Genomic DNA, 5,795 nt, shown 5'->3' with positions numbered 1-5,795 from the left:
TCCCTGACCATGATCGTCTCGGCGGTCCTCATATGGATTTTTCTGCCGCCCCGCTCTTCCAGAGAAAATTTGACTATATCCTGAAGATCAAGTGCTCGACACCCTCTTTTGTGCAGCCGGAGAATATTCAGCCGGTAGGCAGGGCAGGGCCGGTCAAGTGCCCGGGAACCCTCGATCCCTGGACCATGGTGGAGATATCCCGAAAGGTGGTGCCGGCCCTGGAGCTTGAGATCTCATTGAAGTGAATCTTGGTCGAAAGCTTTACAATTTACAGTGACGTACGGGGATGTCAGACATATCAAAGGCTTTTCAAGGTGGATGATATCTTAACCTTTCGGAACATATCACAACCTCTGAGCGGCGGCGACTCGAAGAAAAAAATGGGTATCCTGTTCTCGAGTCAGAGTCCAGTTTTTTTATCGAAGTCTATAATTTCAGAGTGTAGGGGATTTTATTGCGATTACAATAGATAAGAATGAAAATTCCGAAATTTAGGTATAGATAGCGGTAATGGAATTGAAATAAAGGCAGAGCCTTGATGACCCTGCCTTTATTAATTGCCAAAGATAGCCCTCTGAAAGGAATCATGGGTTACCGGGGTTGATGACTTCCACATCACATACTAGCTCTGCGACATTCCCACAACTGTCAGTCGCTAGAACAGTCCAGGTGATATTGTCTCCAACCCCACCACTGTCCAGGATGGTTATGGTATCACCTTCCACCTCAACTACACAGGATTCCGTCTTGTCGATCCGCTTTCCCTTTTTGGTATAGAAAAAGCAATCGTAAGTTATGATTTCCACTACGGGAGCAGCATCGCAGTTGTCTATTGCCGAAGCCTTGAAAGAGATGGGCGCATCCGGCGGCGTAATAGTGGCTGGCGCATTGCAGACAATGCCTGGTGCCGTTGTGTCCACCACCTCAATAATTTGGACGCAGGAACTTTCATTAAGGCACGCATCCTTGGCCGTCCAGGTCCTGGTGATTGTTTTTTCCTGTGGGCATGCGCCGGGTGTTTCCATATCTGAGTAACTCAACGATGGGTTACTGTCACAGGTATCGGTCGCTGTCGCAGCCCCTGTATTGGCCGGGTCTGAGGACTCATCACACTCGATCGTGATATCAGGAGGGCAACTGAGAACAGGGGGTTCGTTATCGTAAATTGTGACGGTATTCGAACAACTGTCTGAAGCGCCTGCCAGGTCGGTTACGGTCAGAGAAACATTGCACAAAAAACAGCCAGGGGACGAATCGATGGTAAGCACAGGATTCTGGCTGCTTGAATCATCAAAACTTCCTCCTGGACAATCCGTTGTCCAAGAATAGGTTAAAATGTCGCCGGGGTTAGGATCAATGGAACCGCTACCGTCGAGAGTGACTTCCGTTGTGGTGCCTTGGCAAGCGGCCGTGTAAGGTCCGTTGGCGCTGCAAACCGGTGGTTGGTTGACGGCGGCAAGAACTTCGAGCTTTCCATATCCCCACTCCGCATTGGGCGTAACACCTGTAAAAGCGTCGGTTCTCGCATTTTGCTGCAGCAACGTCTTAACCTGGCCGTGATTCAGGGTGGGGTCCCATTGGAGCAGCAGGGCACTTGCTCCGGCTACATGCGGTCCTGCCGCGCTTGTTCCACTGAACCAGCGATAACTCCCCAGACTTCCTCCGTTCGCATCCTTAGAAAGTGCGGAGCCTATGTCAAAGTTACCGGGGGCTGCAATATCCATGATGTCCTGGCCGTCTATCCTTGGTCCTTCCGGGCTGAAGTTGCTCAGGTCTCCGGCCGCCACACCGGACCATCCTCTCGTGCTGTAAGATGCAACGGTTATGGCGCTGTCAGCCGTAGCGGGCCAGTCAATGGTGTTCTGATTCGCCTGGAAAGCCGTCCACAGTGCACCTCCCGACCAGGCGGTCCGATTATCGGCAATGTACATATCCGTTTGTTCGTTGCTGCCGCCGCTGTTGTCTACCTGAACGGTCCAGCCTCCCAGAATCACTTTATTCATTTCTATGGTAATGTCGTATTTCGCGGTTCCCCTGCTCGAGTCTTCTCGACGATAATAAATCGTGTGGCCGTCGCCGGAAGTGATGCTATGCCAATTGGTGTCTCCCGGTGAGGCAGGGAGATTCACAACAGAAGGCGTAGGGGTCGTGACGGTAAAACCCAAATCATTCCCGGTGGTGCGCCACAGCGCTGTTATAAAAACCCTATCGATATCCTCATCGGCAGGGGTTCCCGGATTGTCCGTGGACGGCACGTTAAAGGTAAAGCCGGTATTGCCCCCGGCTGCCACATCGTCCTGAGCGTGTTTGTCTTTGTGCCCGAGATTACCTGCAGGTACAACCTGCACAATGCCGCCGGCAGCCTCAGTATCGATCATTTGTTCCAGATTGGAGGAACCATCCATAAATTCCTGCACCCATGCACCAAATTCATAAAGCATCACATCGGCGCCATTGGTCCTCGCCCAAGGAATATAAACGGTGTAATCTGTGCCGTGGGACACCAAGAGTTCCGCATTCGGTGCAACACCCACAAACTTCCTCCTTCCGATGATCCCACCGTTTATCACCCCACATACACTCGTTCCGTGGCCGTTCGTATCATCGTCACTCAAGATGAGATCAGCCCCTCTGATACGTTCCGTGCCAGCGTTCATGGTTCTGGACACCTTACTCGTGCCCAGTGCTATCAAGTCCTCACCGACATCAAGGACATTGTTATGATTGGTGTCATCTGCAACAAATATCATTTCACCGAAGGTGGGATCTGTCTCAGCAAAGCCACTTGCGGTTCCAAAATCTCTCTGACCGTTGTTATTTGAATCATTGTAGAGCCAATCCATATCGGCCTGAAACACCCCGTCATTGTTGCCTGCAGGCCCCTCTGCGTCGAAGAAGTCCAGTGTCTCGTCGGTATCGGCGACTCCATCGTCGTTTAAATCAACAGTGTCAGTGCCGGGATCAAAGACGTTGTCGTTATCCGTATCGATCCATGCATAGGATCCGCCGTCTGCATACCAGAAAGCAGGATGAAAGACATCGATGCCCGTATCAAAATCCGCCACTGTTATTCCGTTTCCGGTAATGTTGTCACCCCCGCCGTCAAGCAGCTGCCACATGTCATCCGCATTAATCTCGGGCACGCTGACATCAAGAGGAATGTGTACCGCCGGTTTCCAGGTGGACTCGATACGCAAAATATCTGTTCTCCCCTTCAATGTGTCTACAGAACTGATTGGTAAGCGGACGCCGTAAATCTTTCCTGAATGGACTACCTCTCCATTCAAACGAACAAAGCGCAATCCTTCCCTTTCCAGGTCAGCGATCTCGGCATCACTCAGTTCATGATCGAAACGAATACTCACATTGAGGCTTTGCGTTTGTGCAATTTTAGTAACAATTTCACCAAGGGTATCCATCACCCTGGGTTGTGCTCCCCTGACTGCGAATTCTCTCTGTGTTTCTTCCCCTGCCATGGCTATCAGAAACTCCAGTGTGGATCCGGTCTTGCTGAGATATGAGCGAGGTCCGACCTGTGTTTCAGCCTTTCCCATACTCGAAAAAAATAATAGTGACGAAAGCGACATTACCACCAAAGTTACAAGAAATGTTTTTTTTCCTCTCATGACAGCCCCCCTTTCTTCTACTGAGGTTTTGAGTTTTATTGGTTGTCCTGAACCAATCTTGGGCACATGCGTTCACCTCGTGATTTAAAGCAGAGAAAGATTCCCCATTCTTGAGACATGGAGGCATACTTTACGGTGATTTTTCATCTCAATGTCGTCAGGTTTTCCAACTGATCCCTCTCCAAAGTACTTCTCATTCATTCGCACCTTGGGTGATAGGTCTTTCTACTTTTGGTTTCCACGTCGACTCTATGCGAACGACTTTCTCCAATTCCGCCAGATCTCCCACTCGATCCCATGGCACTGCCGCACCATAAACAGTCCCGGTATGAGCTATTTCACCATTAGGCAATCTCTTAAACGTTACTCCCAGCGCTTCTATTGGCGGCATTTCCGAAGCATTGAGTTCATGCGTAAAATTTACGCTTACGCTCACGGTGTTTCGAATCAAAATATGTTTCATATCCTGGGGAAAATGTTCGTGGTTTCGCAAGGTGAGCAAAAGGTTCAACCCTGCGCCGATTTTGCTATGATACTCAGTAACCCGATTTTTACGACAGTCCACCGGTGTTCCTCTCCCCTCATCAGATAAGGTTGAGGCAGGTGAAAGCAAGTTCCCGGTAAATAGGCCCGTTGCCGTTCCGACCACCAAAAGGGTAACCTTGAAAAAATATTCCAACATAACGCCTGACTCCCCGAAGAGATCAGTTTCTCCCCGGTCACGCATTTTTGGGCTTATATTTTGATGGTGTTGAATGCCACTGAGGTGTGTTAGCGGCATAAACAGGTTTGCCTGAAGTTCAATTCATCGAAACCCATGCAACATGCTATGAATGTAATTCACACTGTGGGAAATATTTGCGGCTTTTTGTCCCCATCTAGTGATGTGCACAGCATTATTGTAAATGGAATATGAAACTCCTGGTAGGGCATGCAATTCCCTAGCAGGAGAGAGGCTTGCACATTTTAAGGGGTTTCTCCATGGGGATTCTCCCAAGTGGAGGTTGTCGGATTGGAAGAGAATACTGTATATACCTCAACCCAAATCGGCGACGCATGTCAAGAAAAATCGGCTTTTATACGTGGGGAGGATTGGGGACTTTAGACCCCTTGACGACTATCGTTAAATGTTTGCAATTTCGGACGAGGTGTCAACACCAGGAAGGTTTAGTTTTCTTCCTGTAATCGATAGGTTGGGAGGGATCAAGACTTCCCGAATCAAATCATGAGTGTGGAGGGAAAAATCTTATTCGGCCTTTTCAACCGTGCCGTGAGCCCAACGAGGCCTTTCAAGTAACTGAAAGGCCGACACCATCACCTCCCGGTCAGTCAGACATATCCAAGGCTTTCGATGCGGCTGATATCTTGGGCTTCTGGCAAGATATCTCCAAACGAGGTTTTCTGACATCACCATGGAGAAATACCGCGTCCACCCGGCTTACTGCCAAGAAACCATCCTAATGTTTGTTCTCTGATCAGGCCAATACCGTCTTACATCCTTTGTTTGACAAAAGGCGGTATTCTATTAGAATGACAAGGAAATTCGTGGTATACTTCAAAAGATCATTAAATCTATGGATTGTGTGAAAGACCACTTGGGCAGGTGTCTGAACCTTGATGGGGCCGAGGGCCGTGAGAAAAGGGCGAGAGAGAGTGTAATACCAACAAGTCCTTTGCCATCGCGCATGGACTTGCCTGATAAGGAACCATGAGGGATGTTTGGGTTCAATGATTTCGAAGGCAGACAAGATAATCCTTCAAGAAGTGAATAATTGACCCGTCCCCATTTCTCACCATTCACCATCGCTTTCCATACGTCAAGCTCCACGCTGTTCATGGAGATCTATTTGACGGGTACATCCGCCCTGACCGAAATCTCTGTGCTCCCTTTAAAGGCAAACTCCTCAAGGTTCGGCTCCAGATGGATAAGATAATGTACGGGATTCACATCGCTCATATGCTGTTTTTAATCTCCTATAACGTATAGCGGTCAGGTCCCCCTTTCATTTATTTTGAAATCCTCTCTAATGGCTTCATAGCGTCTGAGCAGTCCATGGCTATTCTGAAATAGTCTGCTTTTTTTTCCTAGACACAACATCCCGTATGAGCATGATCAGCACGACGATGATACCGATCTTGATCGCCGTCAACCAGGATAGTGAGGCCACT

At 49.0% G+C, this 5,795-nt stretch carries 3 protein-coding genes; 1 reads left to right on the top strand and 2 read right to left on the bottom strand.

The window, feature by feature from the left end:
• Nucleotides 1–245: hypothetical protein (locus tag JW883_13155; GenBank protein ID MBN1843214.1), on the top strand; the 245-nt coding region annotated here is incomplete at its 5' end.
• Nucleotides 246–584: 339 nt separating this feature from the next.
• Here the strand turns inward: JW883_13155 and JW883_13150 are convergent.
• Together JW883_13150 and JW883_13145 are read right to left on the bottom strand one after the other, a co-directional pair.
• Nucleotides 585–3,626: a S8 family serine peptidase gene (locus JW883_13150; GenBank protein ID MBN1843213.1), complete on the bottom strand. Its 3,042-nt coding sequence runs from the start codon at nucleotides 3,624–3,626 to the stop codon at nucleotides 585–587.
• A gap of 193 nt (nucleotides 3,627–3,819) precedes the next feature.
• Complete coding sequence (locus JW883_13145; GenBank protein ID MBN1843212.1) at nucleotides 3,820–4,308, bottom strand: hypothetical protein; 489 nt, start codon at nucleotides 4,306–4,308, stop codon at nucleotides 3,820–3,822.
• Between the last annotated feature and the right edge of the window lie 1,487 nt (nucleotides 4,309–5,795).

The organism is Deltaproteobacteria bacterium, assembly GCA_016930875.1.
Classification (GTDB): Bacteria; Desulfobacterota; Desulfobacteria; order Desulfobacterales.
This window is presented reverse-complemented; position numbering and strand designations above follow the sequence as displayed.

Coding starts and splice junctions, on each gene's coding strand:
- JW883_13145 (MBN1843212.1), bottom strand. CDS start 4,308: ATGTTGGAATATTTTTTCAAGGTTACCCTTTTGGTGGTCGGAACGGCA.
- JW883_13150 (MBN1843213.1), bottom strand. CDS start 3,626: ATGAGAGGAAAAAAAACATTTCTTGTAACTTTGGTGGTAATGTCGCTT.